This is a genomic window from Flaviramulus sp. BrNp1-15, assembly GCF_022259695.1.
Classification (GTDB): Bacteria; Bacteroidota; Bacteroidia; order Flavobacteriales; family Flavobacteriaceae; genus BrNp1-15.
The window spans coordinates 1906479-1929252 of the sequence record NZ_CP092099.1; the positions used below are offsets into that span (position 1 = coordinate 1906479).

The 22774-nt window shown below is 30.2% G+C and carries 24 protein-coding genes; 15 read left to right on the forward strand and 9 right to left on the reverse strand.

Features of this window, described 5'->3' with window-relative positions:
• Positions 1 to 38: 38 nt before the first annotated feature.
• Entirely contained in the window at positions 39 to 1061 is a 1023-nt protein-coding gene (locus tag MBM09_RS08490; protein WP_238673274.1) for a metal-dependent hydrolase, read from the forward strand.
• Here MBM09_RS08490 and MBM09_RS08495 read toward each other — a convergent pair.
• Positions 1058 to 2278: an aminotransferase class I/II-fold pyridoxal phosphate-dependent enzyme gene (locus MBM09_RS08495; protein WP_238673275.1), complete on the reverse strand. Its 1221-nt coding sequence runs from the start codon at positions 2276 to 2278 to the stop codon at positions 1058 to 1060. The two genes, MBM09_RS08490 and MBM09_RS08495, sit on opposite strands and share 4 nt — an antisense overlap.
• Positions 2279 to 2436: 158 nt before the next feature.
• Between MBM09_RS08495 and MBM09_RS08500 the strand changes: the two genes are divergently transcribed.
• From MBM09_RS08500 to MBM09_RS08530, 7 genes are all read left to right on the forward strand, one after another.
• A complete protein-coding gene (locus MBM09_RS08500) occupies positions 2437 to 2895 on the forward strand; it encodes an Lrp/AsnC family transcriptional regulator (protein ID WP_238673276.1) in 459 nt (152 codons plus the stop codon).
• 1 nt (position 2896) lies between these two features.
• Positions 2897 to 3523 carry a CPBP family intramembrane glutamic endopeptidase gene (locus MBM09_RS08505; protein WP_238673277.1) on the forward strand — a complete coding sequence of 209 codons (627 nt, stop codon included), beginning with the start codon at positions 2897 to 2899 and terminating at the stop codon, positions 3521 to 3523.
• 106 nt (positions 3524 to 3629) lie between these two features.
• Positions 3630 to 4142, forward strand: a complete 513-nt coding sequence (locus tag MBM09_RS08510) for a hypothetical protein (RefSeq protein ID WP_238673278.1) — start codon at positions 3630 to 3632, stop codon at positions 4140 to 4142.
• A gap of 49 nt (positions 4143 to 4191) precedes the next feature.
• On the forward strand, positions 4192 to 4884 hold the full coding sequence (locus MBM09_RS08515) for a hypothetical protein (protein WP_238673279.1): 693 nt from the start codon (positions 4192 to 4194) through the stop codon (positions 4882 to 4884).
• A gap of 5 nt (positions 4885 to 4889) precedes the next feature.
• Positions 4890 to 5621 carry a hypothetical protein gene (locus tag MBM09_RS08520; RefSeq protein WP_238673280.1) on the forward strand — a complete coding sequence of 244 codons (732 nt, stop codon included), beginning with the start codon at positions 4890 to 4892 and terminating at the stop codon, positions 5619 to 5621.
• A gap of 1 nt (position 5622) precedes the next feature.
• On the forward strand, positions 5623 to 6327 hold the full coding sequence (locus tag MBM09_RS08525) for a hypothetical protein (protein ID WP_238673281.1): 705 nt from the start codon (positions 5623 to 5625) through the stop codon (positions 6325 to 6327).
• The gene (locus MBM09_RS08530) at positions 6303 to 7109 is read left to right on the forward strand and encodes a sensor histidine kinase (protein WP_238673282.1); all 807 of its coding nucleotides are present in this window, start codon (positions 6303 to 6305) and stop codon (positions 7107 to 7109) included. Before MBM09_RS08525 ends, MBM09_RS08530 begins: the two co-directional genes overlap by 25 nt.
• 99 nt (positions 7110 to 7208) lie before the next feature.
• Here the strand turns inward: MBM09_RS08530 and MBM09_RS08535 are convergent, their stop codons facing one another.
• The 4 genes from MBM09_RS08535 to MBM09_RS08550 all read right to left on the reverse strand — a co-directional run bounded on the left by MBM09_RS08535 (position 7209) and on the right by MBM09_RS08550 (position 12719).
• A complete protein-coding gene (locus MBM09_RS08535) occupies positions 7209 to 8579 on the reverse strand; it encodes an aldehyde dehydrogenase (RefSeq protein WP_370569728.1) in 1371 nt (456 codons plus the stop codon).
• Between the two features lie 33 nt (positions 8580 to 8612).
• Complete coding sequence (locus tag MBM09_RS08540) at positions 8613 to 9311, reverse strand: RluA family pseudouridine synthase (protein WP_238673284.1); 699 nt, start codon at positions 9309 to 9311, stop codon at positions 8613 to 8615.
• Positions 9312 to 9313: 2 nt separating this feature from the next.
• Positions 9314 to 10132, reverse strand: coding sequence for a 3-methyl-2-oxobutanoate hydroxymethyltransferase (panB, locus tag MBM09_RS08545; protein WP_238673285.1), 819 nt, complete (start codon positions 10130 to 10132; stop codon positions 9314 to 9316).
• 112 nt (positions 10133 to 10244) lie between these two features.
• Positions 10245 to 12719 (reverse strand): glycoside hydrolase family 3 C-terminal domain-containing protein, encoded by a 2475-nt coding sequence (locus MBM09_RS08550; RefSeq protein WP_238673286.1) that lies wholly within the window; start codon positions 12717 to 12719, stop codon positions 10245 to 10247.
• Between the two features lie 149 nt (positions 12720 to 12868).
• Here MBM09_RS08550 and MBM09_RS08555 point away from each other — a divergent pair, with 149 nt between their 5' ends.
• From MBM09_RS08555 to MBM09_RS08570, 4 genes are all read left to right on the forward strand, one after another.
• Positions 12869 to 13615 carry an NUDIX domain-containing protein gene (locus MBM09_RS08555; RefSeq protein ID WP_238673287.1) on the forward strand — a complete coding sequence of 249 codons (747 nt, stop codon included), beginning with the start codon at positions 12869 to 12871 and terminating at the stop codon, positions 13613 to 13615.
• An 80-nt stretch (positions 13616 to 13695) separates the two neighbouring features.
• Entirely contained in the window at positions 13696 to 14160 is a 465-nt protein-coding gene (locus MBM09_RS08560) for a nuclear transport factor 2 family protein (protein WP_238673288.1), read from the forward strand.
• A gap of 171 nt (positions 14161 to 14331) precedes the next feature.
• On the forward strand, positions 14332 to 16242 hold the full coding sequence (gene dnaK, locus MBM09_RS08565) for a molecular chaperone DnaK (RefSeq protein WP_238673289.1): 1911 nt from the start codon (positions 14332 to 14334) through the stop codon (positions 16240 to 16242).
• 90 nt (positions 16243 to 16332) lie between these two features.
• Complete coding sequence (locus MBM09_RS08570; RefSeq protein ID WP_238673290.1) at positions 16333 to 17568, forward strand: class I SAM-dependent rRNA methyltransferase; 1236 nt, start codon at positions 16333 to 16335, stop codon at positions 17566 to 17568.
• A gap of 54 nt (positions 17569 to 17622) precedes the next feature.
• Here the strand turns inward: MBM09_RS08570 and MBM09_RS08575 are convergent, their stop codons facing one another.
• Both MBM09_RS08575 and MBM09_RS08580 read right to left on the reverse strand, forming a co-directional pair.
• Positions 17623 to 18123, reverse strand: coding sequence for a nicotinate-nucleotide adenylyltransferase (locus MBM09_RS08575; RefSeq protein WP_238673291.1), 501 nt, complete (start codon positions 18121 to 18123; stop codon positions 17623 to 17625).
• A 189-nt stretch (positions 18124 to 18312) separates the two neighbouring features.
• Positions 18313 to 18822, reverse strand: coding sequence for a nicotinate-nucleotide adenylyltransferase (locus MBM09_RS08580; protein WP_238673292.1), 510 nt, complete (start codon positions 18820 to 18822; stop codon positions 18313 to 18315).
• Positions 18823 to 19000: 178 nt separating this feature from the next.
• Here MBM09_RS08580 and MBM09_RS08585 point away from each other — a divergent pair, with 178 nt between their 5' ends.
• A complete protein-coding gene (locus tag MBM09_RS08585) occupies positions 19001 to 19939 on the forward strand; it encodes a nitronate monooxygenase family protein (RefSeq protein WP_238673293.1) in 939 nt (312 codons plus the stop codon).
• Here MBM09_RS08585 and MBM09_RS08590 read toward each other — a convergent pair.
• Positions 19936 to 20514, reverse strand: coding sequence for a GNAT family N-acetyltransferase (locus MBM09_RS08590; RefSeq protein ID WP_238673294.1), 579 nt, complete (start codon positions 20512 to 20514; stop codon positions 19936 to 19938). The two genes, MBM09_RS08585 and MBM09_RS08590, sit on opposite strands and share 4 nt — an antisense overlap.
• Position 20515: 1 nt before the next feature.
• On the reverse strand, positions 20516 to 21151 hold the full coding sequence (locus MBM09_RS08595; RefSeq protein WP_238673295.1) for an alpha/beta hydrolase: 636 nt from the start codon (positions 21149 to 21151) through the stop codon (positions 20516 to 20518).
• Positions 21152 to 21199: 48 nt separating this feature from the next.
• Between MBM09_RS08595 and MBM09_RS08600 the strand changes: the two genes are divergently transcribed.
• The gene (locus MBM09_RS08600; protein WP_238673296.1) at positions 21200 to 21622 is read left to right on the forward strand and encodes a PaaI family thioesterase; all 423 of its coding nucleotides are present in this window, start codon (positions 21200 to 21202) and stop codon (positions 21620 to 21622) included.
• A gap of 2 nt (positions 21623 to 21624) precedes the next feature.
• Positions 21625 to 22743 carry a chorismate-binding protein gene (locus MBM09_RS08605; protein ID WP_238673297.1) on the forward strand — a complete coding sequence of 373 codons (1119 nt, stop codon included), beginning with the start codon at positions 21625 to 21627 and terminating at the stop codon, positions 22741 to 22743.
• Positions 22744 to 22774 lie beyond the last annotated feature (31 nt).

The window sequence follows — 22774 nt, forward strand, 5'->3', positions numbered from 1 at the left end:
AATAGTAATTCATTTTAGTTGTATTTTTAGATGCTGTAATGGATTCACTAACTCAAATTGTACTAGGCGCTGCTTGTGGCGAAGCTGTATTAGGAAAAAAAATTGGTAACAAAGCTTTATTTTATGGAGTTATAGGTGGTACAATTCCAGATTTAGATGTTTACGTAGGTAATCTGCTTTATAACAATCAAATTGATGCCATGTTATTTCATAGAGGGTTTATGCACTCTATATTGTTTTCTGTTTTAGGCGCTTTTTTACTTGGTTGGTTAGTACACAAATTATATAATTCAGGACAACGTTTACATACAACTACTCAAAAAAATTGGACTAGTTTATTTTTCTGGTCTTTATTTACACATCCTATTTTAGATTGCTTTACACCTTACGGAACACAATTATTTGCACCATTTAGCAATTATAGAGTGGCTTTAAATAACATTGCAGTTGTAGATCCTATGTATACCTTACCGTTTTTAATTTGCATGATTGCTCTTATGTTTTTTAATAGAACCTCTGTTAAAAGACGCTTTTGGTTGAAATTAGGATTGGGTATTAGTTCTGTTTATATGCTATTTACCTTTGGTAATAAGTTATATATAGATTCGGTATTTAAAAAATCTTTGAAAGACAATAAAATAAGTTCTACTCGATTTAGTACTCAACCAGCTATTTTTAATAACGTATTATGGTTTGGTATAGCAGAAACAGATACTTCTTATTTTGTTGCCGATTATTCCTTATTTGATACTAAAGATAGATTTTTAAATTTTAGATCGATACCAAAACAAAGAGATTTACCTCCTTCAGAATTTATTGATATTAAAAACCTGGCTTGGTTTAGCAATCAATATTACAGTGTTTATAAAATTGATAACAATGAATATTCATATAACGATTTACGATATCCGTTATTAGATGAAACAAACCCTAATTCTTCCGTATTTAGTTTATTACTTTACAAAGATGAAAATAGACTAAATATGAAGCCTTTTGAACCCAAATTTGAAGGTTTTAATAACATAATGACCACTATGTGGCTTCGTATGAAAGGGATTTAGCAAATTCTTAATTTTGAATCTAATATATTTAATTCCTCCATGCATTTACGCATCATCTTGTAAGTACGTTCAATATCTGCATCTAAACCTATTGAAAATCGAATTAAGCCATCGCTTAAACCCATTGTTTTTTGTTCCTCTTCTGGAATTTCTGATGATGTAGAAGTTCCCGGAGCACTAAACAGCGTTTTGTAAAATCCTAAACTAACGGCCAAATAACCAAGGTTTCGGTTTTGCATAAGTTCCATTAATTCATTGGCTTTTTCTAATGAACCAACATCAATAGTTAGCATACTTCCAAACCCATATTGAGGGTTCATCATTGTTTTAAATAATTCATGAGAAGGATGCGATTTTAATCCTGGATATACCGTTTTTAAACCATCTTTTTCAAATTTTTCTGCAAGGAATAAACCATTTTTACTGTGTTGTTGCATTCTAATATGCAATGTTCTTAGGTTTTTTAAAATTGAAGCCGCTCGTAAACTATCCATTGTAGAACCTAAAAGCATTGAAGCTCCAGAATTTACATTACGTAAATCATTTATAAATTCTTGAGTCCCGCAAACAACTCCACCAACAGTATCACTAGAACCATTAATAAATTTTGTTAAGCTATGTATTACAATATCTGCTCCTAATATAGCTGGTGATATTGATAAAGGAGAAAATGTATTATCTACAACTAATTTTAAGTTATGGCGTTTAGCAATTTCAGATAATCCTTTAATATCTGCAACTTCTAGAAGCGGGTTACTAACCGATTCACAGTAAAGAGCTTTAGTGTTTTTAGTAATTGCTGCCTCAACACTTTCCAAATTTGTAATGTCTACAAAAGATGTCTCTATATTTAAACGAGGTATAAAGTTTTTTAAGAATGCATAGGTTCCTCCATAAATAGTTCTGCTAGAAACAATATGGTCGCCAGCACCACATAATTGCAATAATACAGGTGTAATAGCGCCCATACCAGATGCAGCAACATTTGCAGTTTCTGTACCTTCCATAGCAGCTAAAGCTTCTCCTAAATATAAGTTAGAAGGCGAGGAGTGACGAGAATATAAATAACAACCATCTGCATTTCCTTCAAACGTATCAAACATTGTTTTTGCAGATAGAAAAGTGTAAGTAGATGAATCTGATATGGAGGGGTTTACACCTCCAAATTCGCCAAAATATTGTAAGTCTTGTATATTATTTGCGGGTTTAAATGCCATGAGTTCTGAGTTTTAGTTATTACAAAATTTAATTATTTTAGTATAAAAAACAACACAAATGATATTTTGTAGAAAATAAAACTATAGTTATTTAAAATAATAGATTAATTTACTTTAGAATTAATACTTATTACTATTTTTATGAAAAATTTTCAATTATGATATTTGATAGCACAGATAAAAGATTATTGGAGTATTTACAACAAGACAGTAAACAAACTAATAAAGAGCTTTCTAATAAGTTGAACCTTTCTGTAACTGCTGTTTATGAACGTATTAAAAAACTTGAAAAAGAAGGCTTCATAAATAAATATGTGGCTTTAATTAACAAAGAAAAAATTAATAGAAATTTTGTGGTGTTTTGTCATGTTAAGTTGGTGCAACATTCACAAGATTATGTTATAAAATTCGAAAACGAAGTAGCAAATTTGAGTGAGGTTTTAGAATGTTATCATATAAGTGGCGATTATGATTACTTGCTAAAAGTTTTAGTGAAAGACATGGCAGCTTTTAGAGAATTTATGGTAGATAAGTTAACTACAATAAATCATATTGGAAGCACACATAGTATGTTTGTTATAAATGAAGTGAAGCATACCACAGCAATTAATTTTTAATATGAGTTCAATACGCTATAAGAGTTTAGAGTTTTTTATCATTTTTATTGTTTTACCTGTAAGTTTTGCGTTAAATTATTCTGTTTGGATAAAATTAAGCTTAGGCTTTATTGGGTTTGTTTATATTATTTATACACTACTAAAAGTGGAAAAAGAAAAATTTAAAATAGCACCAAACCTTAATTGGAAATTATTTTGGAAAGAAACTATTGTTAAGCTGTTTATAATAGCTGCTATAACATCAAGTTTTGTTTATTTAACAGATAAAGAATCACTGTTTAATGTCATAATAAATAAACCCAAATTATGGATTTTAATATTGTTTATTTATAGTTTGTTTTCAGTGTATCCCCAAGAATTAATTTACAGAACTTTTTTCTTTAAAAGATACCATGACCTTTTTAATAATAAATCATTTCTAATATTTATAAACGCTGTAGTATTTTCGTTAGGGCATATATTTTTCAAAAATGCATTAGTAATTGTTTTAACCTTTCTTGGAGGATTATTATTTGCTATTACTTATAATAAAACAAAATCTACATTATTAGTTTCTATAGAGCATGCAATTTATGGTTGTTGGTTGTTTACAATAGGCATGGGCAGTATGTTAGGATTTCCAACTTAATTTATCGATGAATTTTAATTTTAACAAACTAAATCTTACATATATTAAAACTTTTTTACTATTTTTAGAGTGCTATTATTAACTATTAATTAATTAAATTAGAAACATGAAAAAACTAGCCTACCTTATTTTAGGATTTATTATTGGAGCCGTATTAACCTATTATTTTTGTCCACGAGAACGGTCTGGAGCACCCGATGTTATTGTAAGAGCACCGAAAGACACTATATCGGTAACGGAAGCTATAAAATTAAGCAATAATTGGGCAGCTAATAACGAAACCGAAATAGATTCGCTTCTGGAAGTTGAAGGTTCAAGAAAAAAAACACGTTCAGTTTCATGGTCTTTAGATGAAATTAATGAGTATTTAACCTATGCTCAAGCGGAATCTGATACTTTAGGATATACAATGACTGGTGTAAGAGTATATTTAGGTAACTATGGTAAAAATGCTAAACCACCAAGAAAAAATAGAAATACGATGTTCATTGTACCAACGGGTCATAAAAATGTATCTAAAGCTAGTATTGCACCTAATTTTACAGTTTTTAAAGATGAAGATATTCCTGCGCCGCCGTTGAATGATGGAGTTGGTGGTAGTAATGGATATCCCCAATAAATTTTCTGTGCAAGATTTTTTTTTAAAAAACTATTATTTATTAACACACATGGTAGAGGTTATATCTGCTCTAACAGGTGTGTTTTTATTTAGAAAGTACAAAGAATCAATTTCAAAATATTTTATACTATTTTTAGTTTATTTGAATATATGTGAATTTTTAGCCTCTTATACAAGATTTGTTTTTCCTGATAAGTTTTTGAATTTTCTTGTTGGATCTTTAATAGAGAAAAACTATTGGTGGTCAACATTATATTGGAAAATAGGAGCTATTATGTTTTTTGTATTTTATTATCGTAAAATATTGAAAAATAAACGTTTTAATAAAATAGTTAAGTTGGCGAGTTACACCTTTTTTATTTTTTCAATAATTTATATTTTGTTTCATTGGAAAGCTTTTTTTGTTAGTTACTTCCCTATAATAAGTGTTTTGGGAGCCATTATAGTTTTTCTTTGCACTGTGTTCTATTTTATTGAAATACTTCAGAGTGAAAAAGTATTAACGTTTTATAAATCATTAAATTTTTATATCAGTGCTGCCATTTTCGTTTGGTGGTTAATTATTACTCCCATAGTTTTTTATGATAACTATACATCTTATGAAGTTGGTATTTATGAAAGAGATTGGGATTATATTAAATTAAGAAGACTTTTGTATTTGTCCGCCAATATAATTATGTATCTAACTTTTACATTCGCTTTAATATTCTGTAAACCTGAATACGATTTAGTTTCCGATTAAGTTGAATGGACTTTCTAATACAATATTATTTCTTACTTACCCATTCTGTAGAAACTTTAGCAGCTTTTACAGGCTTGATTTTATATAAAAAATATAAATACACTTCAGTTAAATACTTTATTTGGTTTCTAATAATTATATGTCTTTGTGAACATTTTGGATTGTATGTTAGATATGTAAGACCAGACAGAAGTCTACATTTTTTAATTGGTACAAAATTTCAAAAAAACCACTGGTGGTATAATTTATTTTGGTCTATTGGAGGAATAATGTTTTATGCATTTTATTATCATAAAATTCTAAAAACAAGATATTTTAAATTAATAATTAAACACTCAAGTTATTGCTTTTTAATATTTTGTATAATTTATTACCTGATTCGTTTTGAAGAATTTTTTCACACATTTTTCCCTGTTATAGATATCTTAGGTGGTATTGTAATTTTTCTTTGTGTTGTTCTTTATTTCATCGAAATTTTGCAAAGTGAAAGAATTTTATACTTTCATAAATCTATAAACTTTTACATTAATGCTACTATTTTTATGTGGTGGCTTGTTATTACCCCATTGGTTTTTTATGAAATTTATCATACTTATGAAATGGATGGCAATAGAAATGATGCCAGTTTTTGGAACATACGCTCTTATATTTACTTGTTTTCAAATCTATTTATGTATTTAACCTTTACATTTGCTTTAATATTTTGTAAACCAGAGCACGATTTAATTTCCGATTAATTTGAATGATTTCCTTATACAATATTACAGCTTGGTTACTCATTCTGTAGAAGCTTTAGCGGCTTTTACAGGGCTTTTGTTGTATAGAAAATATAAAGATTCAACAGCTAAATATTTTATCTACTTTTTATTTTATTCTACACTTTGTGATACTTTGGGTAGTTATACAAAATATGTGAAAAACGATGGGTTTTTGAGTTTTCTTGATGGTACTTTGTTTCAAAAAAATTACTGGTGGTATACTTTGTTTTGGAGCGTATTTTCTATTGTTTTTTATACATTTTATTATAACAAAATAATAAAGAATATAAAGTTTAAAAGTGTTATAAAATATAGTGGTTATGCATTTTTATTATTTTCTGTGGGCTATATTATTATAAATTTTGATAGTTATTTTAAAACCTCACTACCTCCAATTAGTGTGTTTGGAGCTTTAATAATATTTTTATGTACTGTTTTTTATTTCATAGAAATATTATTAAGTGATACCATTTTAGTATTTTACAAATCACTAAACTTTTATATTAGTATTACTATATTTATTTGGTGGCTTATTATAACACCGCTTGGGTTTTTTGAAAGGTATTTTTTTACCTCAGATTGGGATTTTGTATTTTTAAAATGGCAAATTTATTTATTTGCTAATATTTTTATGTATTTAACTTTTACATTTGCTTTAATATGGTGCAGACCACAGAACGAATAGCTAGTACAGCTTCAGAAAGATATTTATTGATTTATATGATAGCTGTTTTAGTTATTGTAACCACATTAGTTATTATATTTTTTGTGGTGTTTTTAAAACGAAAAAACAAATTACTTCTAGAACGTGTAAAACAACAACAAGCCTTTGAGGCAGAAATAGCGCAAGCACAAACAGAAACTCAAGAGCAAACTTTAAAAAATATTGGTTGGGAATTACATGATAATATTGGGCAGTTATTGTCTTTTGCCAGTATGCAACTTAGTATTTTAAAAATGCAGGTAGCAGATGATGTAAAAGACAAATTTAAAGATACTTCTAAAGCGCTTAAAGAAAGTTTAGCCGAAGTACGCCAATTATCTAAAACCCTAAATAATGAAGTGGTTTTAAATATTGGTTTTGAAAAATCTATTACCAATGAATTGAATCGATTAAAAAAGATGAAGTTCACATCTGCTGAGTTAAAAATAATAGGAGATAAGATTGAGTTTGTTAATCGAAAACATGAAATTATTATTTTTAGAATTCTTCAAGAGTTTTTATCAAATTCCGTAAAATATTCCGAAGCAAAAAACTTAAGCATTTCTTTGGATTATCAACCAAATCGTTTGGTAATTACAGCAACAGATGATGGAAAAGGATTTGATATTGATACCGTTGAAAAAGGCTCTGGTTTAATTAATATGAAAAGTAGAGCGGCTCTAGTAAAGGCTAAACTAGATTTAACATCTAAACCTAATGAAGGTGTTAAATTAGTAATAGACTATCCTTTTGATAAATTATAGTCATTTCGACGATAGGAGAAATCACATAACACAAGTTATTTCAATTCTTTACGAGATGTCTCAATTGTACCTTATATCAACATGACTAAAAGTAACTAATCAAGAAAAGTAGCTAAACAGTTTTTTTATTAATCCAAAATTTTCTTTGTAAGGTGCATAACGCATTGAAGGGTCAAGCCAATTCCCGCGTTTTATAATGGATTTATTATGTGAAAACGTATCAAAACCAAATTTACCATGATAACTTCCCATACCACTTGCGCCAACACCTCCAAAAGGTAATTTATCATTACCAAAATGAATTAATGAGTCATTTACAACACCGCCACCAAAACTGTATTTACTAATTATATGTTTTATAAAAGCTTTCTTGTTTGAAAACACATAAAGCGATAATGGTTTTTCAAAATTCCATATTATAGATTCTATATCAGTTTCATTCTCGTAAGACAAAATAGGCAAAATGGGTCCGAATATTTCATCTTGCATCACTTCACTGTTTAAACTGGGATTATCAATTAGAGTAGGAGCAATGTAGCACTCATTTTCATCAACTTCACCGCCAAAAACAATAGTGCTGTCATGTAACATTTTTTTGAGTCTTAAAACATTCTTTTTATTAATAATTCGAGGAAAACTTTTTGACTCTTTTGGGTTATTACCATATCTAGTAACTATTTCAGCTTTTAAAAGCTCAATAAATTTATCTTTAATATTCGCTTTAATAATTACATAATCGGGTGCAATACAAGTTTGTCCACCATTAAAAAATTTCCCCCAGCTTAGGCGTTTTGCAACTAATTTTAAGTTAGCAGAATCATCAATAATACAAGGCGATTTTCCACCTAGTTCTAAAGTTACAGGTGTTAAATGTTTTGCGGCCGCTTTTGCAACAATTTTACCCACAGGAACACTTCCGGTAAAAAATATATAATCCCATTTTTGAGCTAGTAGTTCTGTAGACGTTTCAACACCGCCTTCAACAGATGCAACAACTTCACTTGTAAAGACCTTTTCAATAATTTCTGTGAGTAATTTTGATGTATTAATAGTTAGTTCGCTTGGTTTTAAAACCACTGTATTACCTGCAGAAATAGCCATTATTAATGGGTTGATTGCCAGTAAAAAGGGGTAGTTCCAGGGAGCGATAACTAATATATTACCGTAAGGTTCTTTATAGATATAATCTTTTGATGGGAATGTTAATAACGATGATGTTACACGCTCTGGTTTAGACCATTTTTTTACATTTTTAATGGCAGAATTTAATTCAGACATAACCAAACCAAATTCACTTATAAAAGATTCAAATTCAGGTTTGTTAAAATCGTTTTTTAAAGCCTCGTAAATATCTTGCTCTCTTAATTGAATTTCTGTTTTTAAAGTCTTTAACAATGATAGTCTAAACGAAACAGACTTTGTTTTTTGAGATTTAAAAAGGGCTCTTTGAGCAGATATTATGTTGGGTATAGTATTCAAAAGTTTTTCTTTAAATATAATCAATTAAGACATACAAGCATCCCAAACAGGATCTTTTGGTAAAGGCGCAATAATATTAACGGGTTCTTTTTTAACAGGATGGATAAATTCTATTTGTCTTGCATGTAAATGAATACTAGCGTCTTTATTACTTCTGTCAAAACCATATTTTAAATCACCTTTAATTGGACAACCAATACTAGATAATTGAGAACGAATTTGATGATGTCTACCCGTTTCTAAACTAACTTCTAAGAGGTAATAATTATCTAGTTGCTTTAGTGTTTTATAATGAAGAATAGCTTTTTTGCTACCTTCTACTTCCTTTAAATGGCTGTAGGATTTATTGTTTTTTGGGTTCTTTTTTAACCAATGAATAAGGGTGTCTTCTGTATTGGGCGGTTCATTTTTAACAATGGCCCAATATGTTTTTTTAATCTCTTTTGATAAGAATAATTTATTAAGCCTAGGAAGTGCTTTACTTGTTTTTGAGAAAATAACAAGACCTGTAGTTGGTCTGTCTAGTCTATGCACAGTGCCTAAATATACATTACCAGGTTTATTGTATTTATCTTTTATATATTCTTTTACAACATCACTAAGTGGTGTGTCACCAGTTTTATCTCCTTGTACAATATCACCAGCGCGTTTGTTTACAATTATGATGTGATTGTCCTCAAATAGAACTTGTAAATTTGATTTATTGGAAAGGACTTTAGGCACAATTAGTATTGTTCTTTATCACTTGGGAAATCAACAGTTTTTACATCATCTACATATTGAGAAATGGCAGTAGTCATATCTTCATATAAATTCATATAACGACGTAAAAAACGAGGGTTGAATTCATGTGTCATTCCCAGCATATCATGTAAAACTAAAACTTGTCCGTCAACACCATTTCCAGCACCAATACCAATAATAGGAATGCTAACACTTTCTGCAACCTGTTTTGCTAGTTTAGCAGGTATTTTTTCTAAAACAATACCAAAACAACCTATGCGTTCAAGCATTTTAGCATCTTCAATAAGCTGTTCAGCTTCTTGCTCTTCTTTAGCACGAACGGTGTAAGTTCCAAATTTATAGATAGATTGAGGAATTAATCCTAAATGTCCCATAACAGGAATACCAGCATTTAAAATACGCTTAATAGATTCTTTTACTTCTTTACCGCCTTCCATTTTTACAGCATGCCCACCAGATTCTTTCATAATTCTAATAGCAGAACGTAAGGCTTCTTTTGGGTCACTTTGGTAAGTACCAAAGGGTAAATCTACTACTACTAAAGATCTTTTTATAGCACGAATTACAGATGATGCGTGGTAAATCATTTGGTCTAAAGTAATAGGCAGTGTTGTTTCATGTCCTGCCATAACGTTACTAGCCGAATCACCAACCAAAATAACATCTACACCAGCTCCGTCAACAATTTTTGCCATAGTATAATCGTAAGCTGTTAGCATTGATATTTTTTCACCATTGGCTTTCATATCTACTAATGTTTTTACGGTAATGCGTTTATATTCTTTTTTGGCTACAGACATGTTTTTATCTTTTTTTTAATAGAATGTAAAAGTAGTAAAACTAATTGTTTTGAGATAAAAAAATGGATTCGATAAAACACGAATCCATTTTAAATTAATTAGTTTAAAAAAACTAATGCTTCAAATCAGTAAATTGTATATCAAGAGCTAATGTTGGGTTTGTTTTTTCAGCAACTATTTCATTTTCTACTGAAAATTCTACAGTTTGTTTAATATTTAATGATGATGCACCTATTAGTAATTTATAAGTTCCAGCATCAGCAACCCATGCATTTCTATTTGGAACAAAAGATGCTAAATCTTTAGCATTTAGAGTTAAAGTTATAGTTTGACTTTCACCAGGTTGTAATACTTTAGTTTTACCAAAGGCTTTTAGCTCTTCTTTTGGTTTATCGATTGATTTTTCTGGTGCAGATAAATAGAGTTGTACAACTTCTTTTCCAGCGGTTTTACCTGTGTTAGTGATATTTACTGAAACACTAATTTTATCTGTAAATGTTTTAGTGTTTAAAGTAAGGTTAGAATAATCAAACGTAGTATAAGATAAACCGTAACCAAACTCATAAGAAGGTTTTACGTTAAAGGTGTTAAAATAGCGATAGCCTACATAAATACCTTCTTCGTAAGAAACACTGGTTGGGTTATCGGCAGGAGTTCCTATCCAGTTTTTCGTAGCAATAGCATCTTCGTAGTTTACAGGAAATGTCATGGTTAATTTACCAGAAGGTGCAACTTTACCAGTAAATACATCTGCTACAGAATTACCACCTTCTTGTCCTGGTTGCCAAGGTAATATAATAGCATCTACTTTATTTTTCCAACTAGCAGTTTCAATAACACCACCAATATTTAAAACAACAACAACTTTTTTGCCTTTAGCATGAAATGCTTCTGAAACATTATTTATTAAATTAACTTCATCTTGAGCTAAGTTAAAATCTTCTTCTACTTTTCTGTCTCCAGATTCGCCAGCATTTCTACCAATAGTGATTATGGCTATTTCTGATGAATTTGCTTTGTTCTGTATTGTTGATTTATCTAATTCTAATTCTGGAATTCTTTTTGGCACTGCTAATATTCCACCCTCTTTTTCTCTACGTGCCATTTCTTCTTCATTTTGCTTTTCAACATAGGGTACATATATACCTTCAAGCTCTTTGTCTATAGAAAACCCAGCATTTGTTAATCCTTCAATTAACGATATTGTATAGGCTTCATTTACATCACCACTTCCTGTTCCGCCTGCTATAAAATTGTATGAGGTATTACCAAAAACTGCTAAAGAAGATGATTTTGAATTAAAAGGCAATGTGTTATTATCGTTCTTTAATAAAATAGTTGCTTCGGCTGCCACTTGTCTTGTAATGTCTGCGTGTTCTTTTAAGTCAGGTTTGTTTGAAAATTTGTAATTGTTCATTGCAGGAGACTTCAGCACTAATGCTAATACTCTTTTTAAATTAGTATTAATAGTTTCATTGGTAATATTACCAGCTTCTACATTTTTTATAATGGTCTCTTTTTGTTTAGGAAGCCCAGGCATTAATAAATCATTACCAGCTGCTAGTTGACTAGCAACATCACTAACTTCATTTTTTAAAATATCTGGATTGAAATGAGAATTGTTATAACCACCAAACCAATCTGTCATAACTAAACCTTTAAATCCCCACTCATCTCTTAAAATTGTAGTTAACAAATCTTTACTAGAAGAAGTATAAGTGCCATTAACTAAGTTGTAAGAAGACATAATTGTCCATGGTTGTGCGTCTTTAACAGTAATTTCGAAACCTCTTAAATAAATTTCTCTCATTGCTCTTTCGCTAACATGAGCATTTATACCCATTCGGTTTCGCTCTTGGTTATTGGCAACATAATGTTTTATTGATGTACCTACACCATTAGACTGTATACCATTTACCATAGCAGCAGCAATTTTGCCTGATTGCACAGGGTCTTCTGAATAATATTCGAAGTTTCTTCCACATAATGGATTTCTATGAATATTCATTCCAGGGCCTAAAATAACATCTACACCATACTCTTTTACTTCGTTACCCATAGCTTTACCTACACTATTTATTAGTGTTTCATTCCATGTTGAAGCTAATGCAGTTCCTACAGGAAAAGCAGTTGCAAAATAGGTGTTAGTATCATTTTTACGCTCTGGACTTATTCTTAATCCTGCAGGACCATCTGCAACAATTATAGAAGGTAATCCTAATCTTTCTATAGCTTTTGTGCCACCTGCAGAACCAGGTACTTTTCCTAAATCTGCATTTGGTGAAAATTGCATAGTTTCAAAATCAAACCCAGGCATACCAATCCCTACAACTAAATCGGCTTTTTCTTCATCTGTTAATTTTTCAATTAAATCTTGTACTCGTTCTTCTATTGTTAAACGCGAATCTTCATAAGCATCTAGCTCTCCATTATTGTTCAAGTCCTTAAATGTGTGGCCATTTAATGTTATGGTTTGATGTTCTTTTTCTTCTGAAACTTTTTTATTGTTCTTACAAGAAATCCCTGTAATAATTAAAAGAGATAGAAGAGAAGTCTTTATCAACTTATTTAGTCTATTGGTTTTCATTAGTATTTAGTTTAATTATTTATTGCTTCATAATGAAGCAATATAAAATATATTCTTTATATTACCAAATCAAGTGAAGAATATATTTGATATGAATTAAAAAATGAAAGTTATAATCAAATTATTAGTTTTGTTTAGAATTAAATTTTATGGATTTTAAAAGAATACTTGAAGAAAAATCAAAAGAATCATGGGAAATCTATTTACCAAATCTATCGATAGATTGTGTGGTGTTTGGATTTCATGATGCTACTCTAAAGGTGTTAATCTTAAAAATGAAAGATAATGTGCTTTGGGGATTACCAGGAGGATATATTTTAAAGGATGAAGCCATAAATGATGCTGCAATTAGAATATTGAAGGAAAGAACCGGAGCAGACGATATTTATCTACAACAATTTAGAGTTTTTGGGAATTTAAATCGTTCTGAAGGATTTTTTAAAGATTTCTCAGATGATTTATGGCATAAGCAACGTTTTGTTTCTATTGGATATTATGCCTTGGTAGATTTTTCTAAAGTAACTCCAAAAGTTGATTTTCTTTCAACAAATTGTGAGTGGAGATCTATAGAGGACTTACCTGAACTTATGATGGATCATCGTTTTATTTTTGATAAGGCTTTAATCACTTTAAGAAAACAATTAGTGCATAAGCCTATAGGTTATAATTTACTACCAGAAAAATTTACAATGCCAGAGCTTCAAAAACTTTATGAAAAAATATTAGGCAAAAAATTAAATCGTGGTAATTTTTACCGTAAAATGTTGCGCTATGATATTTTGAATAAGTTAGACGAAACAAGAAAAGGTGGAGCACATAAAGCTCCAGATTTATATAGTTTTAATTTAAAAAAATATCAAGAAGCTTTAAAAAATGGGTTAAACGAAATTTGGTAGAAATTAGGTTTTGTTAAACTTTTCTTTAATATGTAGCTTCATTGTTTGTTATAAGTTATTTTAGTTTAAAATTATAATTTATGGCACGCGTAATATTTTATCTGGCATTTCTAATTACATCAGCTTTGTTTGGACAGAATGAAGTAGAGGAAACTAAAGTTAAGGCAGCAGTTGATACTTTTTTTGAAGGGTTTCATAAAGGAGATACTACACTAATGAAATCGGTTATGATGGATAAAATACTCATGCAAACCGCTTATAAGAATAAAGAAGGTAAAGACATTTTAGTAACAGATGAACCTGGAAAACTTATTAATGCAATTGCGAGTAGACCTATAGATCAAAAATGGGATGAACGTTTGTTAGATTATAGCATTAAAGTTGATGGTAATATGGCTAATGCTTGGACACCTTATGAGTTTTGGTATAACGATACATTTAGTCATTGTGGAGTTAATTCGTTTCAGCTTTTTAAAGATGGAGACCAATGGAAAATTATTTATTTAATTGACACCAGACGTCGCTCAACTTGTGGGAAAGAATAAGATAATTACCTTAGATTATTAAGGCAATTTACCATGTAACACCAATGAAATAATACAGATATTTTAATTGAATGCTGACATCGTGTCAGCATTTTTTAGTTGGCATAATGATTGACTTATACAAATCGAATTAAAAATGAACATTCAACACAATTAAAGCATAAAAATATTATGAGTAAAATTATTGGAATCGATTTAGGAACAACCAACTCTTGCGTTTCTGTGATGGAAGGTAATGAGCCGGTAGTTATTCCTAATGCTGAGGGAAAAAGAACAACACCATCTGTAATTGCTTTTGTAGAAGGCGGTGAAATTAAAGTTGGTGACCCAGCAAAAAGACAAGCAGTAACTAATCCTACTAAAACGGTTTATTCGATTAAACGTTTTATGGGAAACAAATATTCTGAATCTAAAAAAGAAGCAGAACGCGTACCTTATAAAGTAGTAAAAGGTGATAATGACACACCTAGAGTTGATATTGAAGGACGCTTATATACACCTCAAGAATTAAGTGCAATGATTCTTCAAAAAATGAAGAAAACTGCCGAAGATTATTTAGGAACAGATGTAAGTAGAGCGGTAATTACAGTACCTGCATATTTTAATGATAGTCAGCGTCAAGCAACTAAAGAAGCTGGAGAAATTGCAGGTTTAAAAGTAGAGCGTATTATTAATGAGCCTACTGCAGCGGCATTAGCTTATGGAATGGACAAAAAAGGTACTGACCAAAAAATAGTAGTATTTGATTTTGGTGGAGGAACACATGATGTATCTATTCTTGAATTAGGAGATGGTGTATTTGAAGTATTGTCTACAGATGGTGATACACACTTAGGTGGTGATGATGTAGATGAAAAAATCATTAACTGGTTAGCAGATGAGTTTAATGCTGAAGAGTCTATGGATTTAAGAAAAGATCCTATGTCTTTACAACGTTTAAAAGAAGCTGCAGAAAAAGCTAAGATAGAATTATCTTCTTCTGCTCAAACAGAAATCAATTTACCATATATTACAGCAACTGCTAGTGGACCAAAACACTTAGTGCGCACATTGACACGTTCTAAATTTGAGCAATTAATTGACGATTTAGTAAAACGAACTATCGAGCCATGTGAGTCTGCATTAAAAGCAGCTGGTTTATCAAAATCTGATATTGACGAGGTTATTTTAGTAGGTGGTTCTACACGTATTCCTGCAGTACAAGCAGCAGTAGAGAAATTCTTTGGAAAAGCACCAAGTAAAGGTGTAAACCCAGATGAAGTTGTATCTCTAGGAGCTGGTATTCAAGGTGGTGTATTAACAGGAGATGTTAAAGATGTATTATTATTAGACGTAACACCATTATCTCTTGGAATCGAAACTATGGGTAATGTATTCACAAAGCTTATTGAAGCGAATACAACCATTCCTACTAAAAAATCACAAGTATTCTCAACAGCGGCAGATAATCAGCCTTCTGTAGAAATTCATGTGTTACAAGGAGAAAGAGCTATGGCTGCCGATAACAAAACTATTGGACGTTTTCACTTAGATGGTATTCCACCAGCAAGACGTGGTACACCTCAAATTGAAGTAACGTTTGATATTGATGCCAACGGTATTATAAAAGTATCTGCTGAAGATAAAGCGACTGGTAAGAAACAAGATATTAGAATTGAAGCTTCATCTGGATTGACTGAAGATGAAATTCAAAAAATGAAAGCTGATGCAGAAGCAAATGCAGAAGCAGATAAAGCTGCAGCAGAAACTGCTCAAAAATTAAACGAAGCAGATTCTATGATTTTCCAAACGGAAAAACAATTAGAAGAGTTTGGTGATAAATTATCTGATGATAAAAAACAGCCAATAGTTGACGCTTTAGAAGAATTGAAAAAAGCTTACGAAACTAAAGATTTAGCGGTTATTACGCCTGCTTTAGATAAGATAAACGAAGCTTGGAAAGTAGCCAGTGAAGAAATGTACAAAGCACAAGCTGAAGCTCAGCAAGCTGGAGGCGCACAACCAGGACCAGATGCTAGCCAAAACGGTGATGCAAATGAAGGTAGTGATGTTGAAGACGTAGACTTTGAAGAAGTGAAATAAAACTAAAAGTCTGAAGTAATAATTAAAACGCAACCTATTCAGGTTGCGTTTTTTTGTTTTAAACCTTTACTTTTACACGAAATATAAATAATGCCATTTTCTTCTAAAATTAATTCAAATTATAAGCCTAAACGCTTAGCAATAAAACTCAATTCTAAGGGAGAGCAGTTTGTGCTTAAAGGCCATCCTTGGGTGTTTTCAAATAATATTACTAAAATTAATGATGATGCAAAGTCTGGTGATTTAGCAATTATTTTTGGTAAGAATAAAAACAAGGTTATTGGTTTAGGTTTGTATGATGACAAATCTCCAATACAAATTAAAATGCTTCACAGTGGCACTGAAAAAGTTGAAATAAATGAAGTGTTTTTCAGAAATAAAATAAAAAAAGCTTATCAAATTAGAAAGCCATTGCTTAAAACCAAAACCAATAGTTACCGTTTATTATTTGGCGAAAATGATGGGTTTCCGGGCTTAATTGCAGATGTTTATGCTTCTGTTTTAGTCGTTAAAATTTATTCAGAAATATGGTTGCCTTATTTGGAAACTATTCTTCCAAGTTTACAAGACATTTCAAAGGTTGAAACAGTTGTTATACGTTTAAGTAGAAGTCTAGAACAATCAGAAGCGCATCAGCTAAAAAATGGAGACGTTGTATATGGTACACTTGAAAATGAAGTTGTTGAGTTTGTAGAACATGGTGTTAATTTTTTAGCAAATGTTATAAAAGGTCATAAAACCGGCTATTTTTTAGATCATCGAGCTAACAGAAAACAAGTAGGTGAGTGGAGTAAAGGTAAAACGGTTTTAGATGTGTTTAGTTATGCTGGTGGATTTTCGGTTCATGCTCTGGCCAATGGAGCTAAAGAAGTAACGAGTTTAGATATTAGTAAACAAGCACTGGAAATTGCCATTCAAAATGGTAAATTAAATCATTACACGGGAAAACATAAAACTATAACTGGAGATGCTTTTGAAGAATTAAAAAAACTCATTAAAAACAAAATTACGTTTGATGTAGTTGTAATCGATCCACCTAGTTTTGCTAAACAAAATTCTGAAATTGAATTAGCTAAAAAAAAGTATGCCCAATTAGCAGAATTAGGCGAGAAGTTAACAGCCAAAAATGGATTACTAGTTTTGGCATCATGTTCTTCAAGAGTTGTTAGTCAAGCTTTTTTTGATATTAATAGTCAAACATTATCCTCATCAAATAGAGCATATGAAGTTATATTAAAAACTCAACATGATATTGACCACCCTATTAGTTTTCCTGAAGGAGCCTATTTAAAATGTGGTTATTATAGATTTAAGGATAACGCATAAAAAAAGTGCAATTATAAATTTGTTTGCACTTTTTTTATTTTGGATGTTTAAGGTTTATAAAAAATCACCTTGTTCATCTAATTTTACTCTAACTACTTCATCTCCATTTTCAAGTTTCACCTTGTATTGTTTTTTAACTCTATCTTTTCCTGCATGATAAGTAACAGAATAAACATCTTTTGCTAGAGTCCAATTTGGAAACCTTTTATTAATAGCTTTTTGTACATCATTTGGTAATTTTACATTTGTAAATCTTTCAATAGTTCTTAAAATTTTACCATCTTTATCATACGCAGCTACTATTTTTCCATCTGGAATATAGAATGATACGGTATAGGTATCGTATTCATCACTATAAAGTTCAGAGTTTTTTAAATCGTACATCGCTACTTTTTCTTCAAGCATTTGAACTGATAGATCTGTATCTTCAGTATCAACAGAGCTTAAGTATTTGTAGTTTACAGCTGTAATAACTACCTCTGGGAGCTGTGTTATTTGGGAATACACTTCGAAAGTCAGACTAAAAATAATCAGACTAAAAATTAATTTTTTCATGATATGATAGATTTATAATTAGTAAACTGAAGTTAAATTTTTGAACTCTCTCTTGCAATGATATTTATCAGTGAGAAGAGGTTAAGAAAAGCAATAGATATTATTACAATTTTCAAGTAAATCATGAAACAAACTAAAAAACGCATCCATTTTTTGGATGCGTTTTTAATACAGTATATAGAATGAAAGTTATATAAATTCCCCTTTTTCGTTAGTTTTAACAGTCATGATTTCATCTTCATTTTTAAGTTTTACTTTATATACTTGTTTTAAATGATCTTCATCACAATGGAATTTAATAAGGTATACATCTTCAATAATTCCCCAATTTGGAAAACGTTTTGTTATAGCTTGTGTTACAACTAATGGTAATTTTATATTATTATATTTTTCAATAGTTCTTACAATTTTTCCATCTATATCATAAGCAGCTACAATTTTTCCTTCAGGAATATAAAATGATACACTATAAGTATCATTTTTGTCAACATATAGTTCAGCTAATTCTGAGCTATCGTAGTTTATTACTTTTTCTTCTAATCGTTTTACTGCAATAGGAGTAGATAAAGAATCAACTGCATTTAGGTATTTGTAATTAATAGATATAACTGTTTCTTCCAGTTCTTCTGTTTCAATATTTTGCGAATAGACTTGGGTGGTTAATCCAAAAATTAATAAACCTAAAATTAGTTTTTTCATGGTGTTGATGGTTTTATTTTTTAAACAATTTAAAATTAACTATGCATGCATAATAAAACAATGATAAATATCATAAAATGAGTTTATTACAATATATTTTCATGCTTTTTTTTATAACTATTTGATTATCAATTACTATGCATGCATAATAATTTACTATATTTGAGAAAAAGTAATTATGATCACAAAACTTCTAAATATAAAATATCCGATAATTCAAGCTCCTATGTTTTTGGTTTCAAATGTAGCTATGGTTAAGGAAGCTATGAATGGTGGAATTGCAGGTTGTATACCTGCATTAAATTATAGAACACTAGATGAATTAAGAGTTGCGTTAAAAGAATTGAAAGCTGCAAAACCTGAAGGTGGCTCTTTTGGTTTCAACTTAATTGTAAATAAATCTAATGTAAAGTATAAAGGACAATTAGAAGTGATTTGTGAGGAAGGTTGTGATTTTATAATTACATCTTTAGGAAGTCCTGAAGAAACCATTAAACAAGCTCATAAAGCTGGAATAAAAGTTTTTTGCGATGTAGTAGATTTAAAGTTTGCTAAAAAAGTAGAAGATTTAGGCGCCGATGCTATTATTGCTGTAAATAATGAAGCAGGTGGACATAGAGGAAATATTTCACCTGAACAATTAATAAAAGAATTGAGCTCAAATTGTAGAATACCTGTAATTTCTGCAGGAGGTGTTGGTTGTAAAGCAGATATTGATAAAATGATAAGTTATGGAGCCGATGGTGTATCAGTTGGAAGTCCGTTTATTGCATCAATTGAAGCAAATGTAACCGATGAGTACAAACAAGCTTGTGTTGATTATGGCTCTGAAGACATTGTAATGACAGAGCGTATTTCTGGAACACCATGTACTGTTATAAATACACCTTATGTTAAAAAAATAGGAACAAAGCAAACCTGGTTAGAATCTGTTTTAAATAAAAATAAAAAACTAAAAAAGTGGGTGAAAATGATTCGTTTTTCTATTGGTATGAATGCTACAAAAAATGCAGCTACCAAAGCTACTTATAAAACGGTTTGGGTTGCAGGACCAAGTATTGAGCACACAAAAGAAATTTTACCAACTAAGGAAATAATTAAACGTTTGGTTAGTTAGTGATATAAATCATTAAAAATAGTTGTTTTAATATCAGGCCATTCTTCTTTTAAAATGCCGTAACAACAAGTATTGCGTTTAAATCCGTCAAGCATAAGAATATCTTTTCGTAAAATACCTTCTAGTGTTGCTCCAATTTTTTCTATGGCTTTTCTAGAAGGTATATTGCGTTCATCTGCACGAAAAGCAACTTTATCAAATTTTAAAGTTTCAAACGCATATTCAAGCATTAAAAATTTCATGTTTTTATTTAATCCTGTACCTTGAAATTCTCTACCAATCCATGTAGAACCTATTTCTAAAACTTTATTTTTCCAATTTATATTCATGTACCGTGTACAACCAGCATGTGCATTTTTTTGTTTATCAAAAATTATAAAAGGTATAGCGGTTTTATGGTAGTAGTTGTCTACAGCTGTTTGTACATAATCTTTTAAATCTTCTGGTGTGTCAACTTTAGTTGGCGAATATTGCACTAATTTTTCTTGTTGCGCAATTTGGGTTAAATGCTTGTAATTGCTTAAATCTAATAGTGTAAGTTTTACACGATTATTCTCAAGGTTAGGAGCTGTCATATTAAACTAAGTTGTTTATTATTTTAGTATTTACTTCGTGTACTCCATCAAAATTAATAATAGTTACATCTTTACCAAATAATTCTTTAGCTCGGGTGTTTTCATATTCTAAACGTTCTTTAGTAATGTATTCATCTTTATCACCATAAATTAAAGATACTTTGGCTTTTAAAAATTTAAAATCATCTGATTTTAATTCTTTTGGTATACCTCCAGAATGTAAAACCAATTGCGAACATTGCATTTGCTTTTTTGCTACAAAACGAGATGCTACACTTACACCCTGAAAATACCCAAAAACAATAAGATTTACATCTTCAGGAATGTTTTCAGCGTTTAAAATAGCATTAAAATATTCTAATATATTTTTTATTTCAGTTTTTGTGTTTTCTCTTGTAAGCCAACTTGCGCCAACATGTTTAAAATCTTTTCCTTGGTAATAGGTGTTTGGAGCTTGTGGTGCAATTATATAGTTTTCATCTGTATTCAATCCTTTAAAATATTGTATAAAATATCGACTTAAATAGCCCATACCATGACATACAAACCATACATTTTTTGTTTTTTTTGTGAGAGAATTTAGTGTGTTATAGGGTTTTATAGAAGTATAGGATATTTCTTTTTCGGCAGAATTCATTTTAGGGTTTCGTTTTGTATTTTTACACCACTAAAATACTTTAATTTGATGAACTTAACTAAAGCTGAAATATTAGAAAAAGCTAATAATTCTTTCAAAAACACCTTAATGGAAACCTTAAATATTGAGATGGTTGATTATGGTGATGATTTTTTGGTTGCCAGAATGCCAGTAAACTCAAGGGTTTACCAACCAGATGGTGTTTTACACGGTGGAGCTACAGCTGCTTTAGCAGAAAGTGTGGGTAGTTTTGCGTCTCATATTTTTATGGATACCGAGAAGCTTTTTGTTAGAGGTACAGAAATTACAGCTAATCATTTAAAAAGTGTTAGAGAAGGCTTTGTTTATGCCAGAGCTACATTTTTGCACAAAGGAAGAACAACACAATTATTAGATATTAGAGTGACAGATGAAGCAGATAATTTAATCTCTATTTGTAAATTATCTACCATATCATTACCTAAAAAATAAGAATGACTTCGGAAGATTTTTTTGAACGTATTAATCGTCAATACAACAATAATTTACCTTTTGTAATTTATAGAAAGCCCAACGATTCGAATGTAAATGGTTTGCTTCAAAGTAATGACAACTTATTTTTTGCTAATAATTTTACAGAAAAAGGCTTTGTGTTTTCTCCTTTTGATGAGTTAGAAAAAACAGTTTTAATTCCTAGTAAAGTTTCAGAAAGTTTGTGTGTTTCTAACGTCACGTCGAGCGCAGTCGAGACGTCACATTATGAGAATAATGTGGAAGACGAAGTACAAAAGCATCAGCACATAGAACTTGTAAATAAAGGTATTGAAGCTATTAAAAATGAAGCCTTTAAAAAAGTAGTTCTATCTAGACAAGAAACTGTAAATCTTTCAAGAACTAATCCAATATCAATTTTTAAAAACCTTCTATATAAATATAAATCTGCCTTTGTGTATTGTTGGTATCATCCTAAAGTAGGACTATGGTTAGGAGCAACACCAGAGACCTTAATAAAAATAGAAGGTAATCGATTTTCTATAATGGCATTGGCAGGAACGCAAGATTATAAAGGAACTTTAGATGTGGTTTGGAAAAACAAAGAAAAACAAGAGCAGCAATTTGTTACCGATTTTATAATAAACAACTTAAAACCCTCTGTAGAAAGTTATAAAGTTTCAGATTTAGAAACTGTAAAAGCCGGAAATTTAGTGCATCTAAAAACTATAATTTCGGCACAATTAAAGCCAAATATTAATTTACAAGAAGTTATTAGTGTTTTACATCCAACACCTGCTGTTTGTGGGTTACCAAAGGAATCTGCAAAAGAGTTCATTTTAAAACATGAAGAATACAATCGTGAATTTTATACAGGTTTTTTAGGTGAATTAAATTTTGAAAAAACTGTTGCACCCAGATCTGGAAGGCGAAATATTGAAAACAGAGCATATGCTGTTACAAAAAAAAGTACACAACTGTATGTTAATCTACGCTGTATGCAAATTAAAGATAAACAAGCTATTATTTATGTTGGTGGTGGCATTACAGAAAGCTCTAATGCAGAAAGTGAATGGCAAGAAACGGTTTCAAAATCTTTAGTGATTAAAAATGTTTTGTAATTCGAATAATAGTTAGCTATTTCTTATTTTT

Excerpts from the sequence above, each read along its gene's own strand:
- MBM09_RS08490 (WP_238673274.1), top strand. The coding sequence starts at position 39 with ATGGATTCACTAACTCAAATTGTACTAGGCGCTGCTTGTGGCGAAGCT.
- MBM09_RS08495 (WP_238673275.1), bottom strand. The coding sequence starts at position 2,278 with ATGGCATTTAAACCCGCAAATAATATACAAGACTTACAATATTTTGGC.
- MBM09_RS08500 (WP_238673276.1), top strand. The coding sequence starts at position 2,437 with ATGATATTTGATAGCACAGATAAAAGATTATTGGAGTATTTACAACAA.
- MBM09_RS08505 (WP_238673277.1), top strand. The coding sequence starts at position 2,897 with ATGAGTTCAATACGCTATAAGAGTTTAGAGTTTTTTATCATTTTTATT.
- MBM09_RS08510 (WP_238673278.1), top strand. The coding sequence starts at position 3,630 with ATGAAAAAACTAGCCTACCTTATTTTAGGATTTATTATTGGAGCCGTA.
- MBM09_RS08515 (WP_238673279.1), top strand. The coding sequence starts at position 4,192 with ATGGTAGAGGTTATATCTGCTCTAACAGGTGTGTTTTTATTTAGAAAG.
- MBM09_RS08520 (WP_238673280.1), top strand. The coding sequence starts at position 4,890 with ATGGACTTTCTAATACAATATTATTTCTTACTTACCCATTCTGTAGAA.
- MBM09_RS08530 (WP_238673282.1), top strand. The coding sequence starts at position 6,303 with ATGGTGCAGACCACAGAACGAATAGCTAGTACAGCTTCAGAAAGATAT.
- panB (WP_238673285.1), bottom strand. The coding sequence starts at position 10,132 with ATGTCTGTAGCCAAAAAAGAATATAAACGCATTACCGTAAAAACATTA.
- MBM09_RS08550 (WP_238673286.1), bottom strand. The coding sequence starts at position 12,719 with ATGAAAACCAATAGACTAAATAAGTTGATAAAGACTTCTCTTCTATCT.
- MBM09_RS08555 (WP_238673287.1), top strand. The coding sequence starts at position 12,869 with ATGGATTTTAAAAGAATACTTGAAGAAAAATCAAAAGAATCATGGGAA.
- MBM09_RS08560 (WP_238673288.1), top strand. The coding sequence starts at position 13,696 with ATGGCACGCGTAATATTTTATCTGGCATTTCTAATTACATCAGCTTTG.
- dnaK (WP_238673289.1), top strand. The coding sequence starts at position 14,332 with ATGAGTAAAATTATTGGAATCGATTTAGGAACAACCAACTCTTGCGTT.
- MBM09_RS08570 (WP_238673290.1), top strand. The coding sequence starts at position 16,333 with ATGCCATTTTCTTCTAAAATTAATTCAAATTATAAGCCTAAACGCTTA.
- MBM09_RS08575 (WP_238673291.1), bottom strand. The coding sequence starts at position 18,123 with ATGAAAAAATTAATTTTTAGTCTGATTATTTTTAGTCTGACTTTCGAA.
- MBM09_RS08580 (WP_238673292.1), bottom strand. The coding sequence starts at position 18,822 with ATGAAAAAACTAATTTTAGGTTTATTAATTTTTGGATTAACCACCCAA.
- MBM09_RS08585 (WP_238673293.1), top strand. The coding sequence starts at position 19,001 with ATGATCACAAAACTTCTAAATATAAAATATCCGATAATTCAAGCTCCT.
- MBM09_RS08590 (WP_238673294.1), bottom strand. The coding sequence starts at position 20,514 with ATGACAGCTCCTAACCTTGAGAATAATCGTGTAAAACTTACACTATTA.
- MBM09_RS08595 (WP_238673295.1), bottom strand. The coding sequence starts at position 21,151 with ATGAATTCTGCCGAAAAAGAAATATCCTATACTTCTATAAAACCCTAT.
- MBM09_RS08600 (WP_238673296.1), top strand. The coding sequence starts at position 21,200 with ATGAACTTAACTAAAGCTGAAATATTAGAAAAAGCTAATAATTCTTTC.
- MBM09_RS08605 (WP_238673297.1), top strand. The coding sequence starts at position 21,625 with ATGACTTCGGAAGATTTTTTTGAACGTATTAATCGTCAATACAACAAT.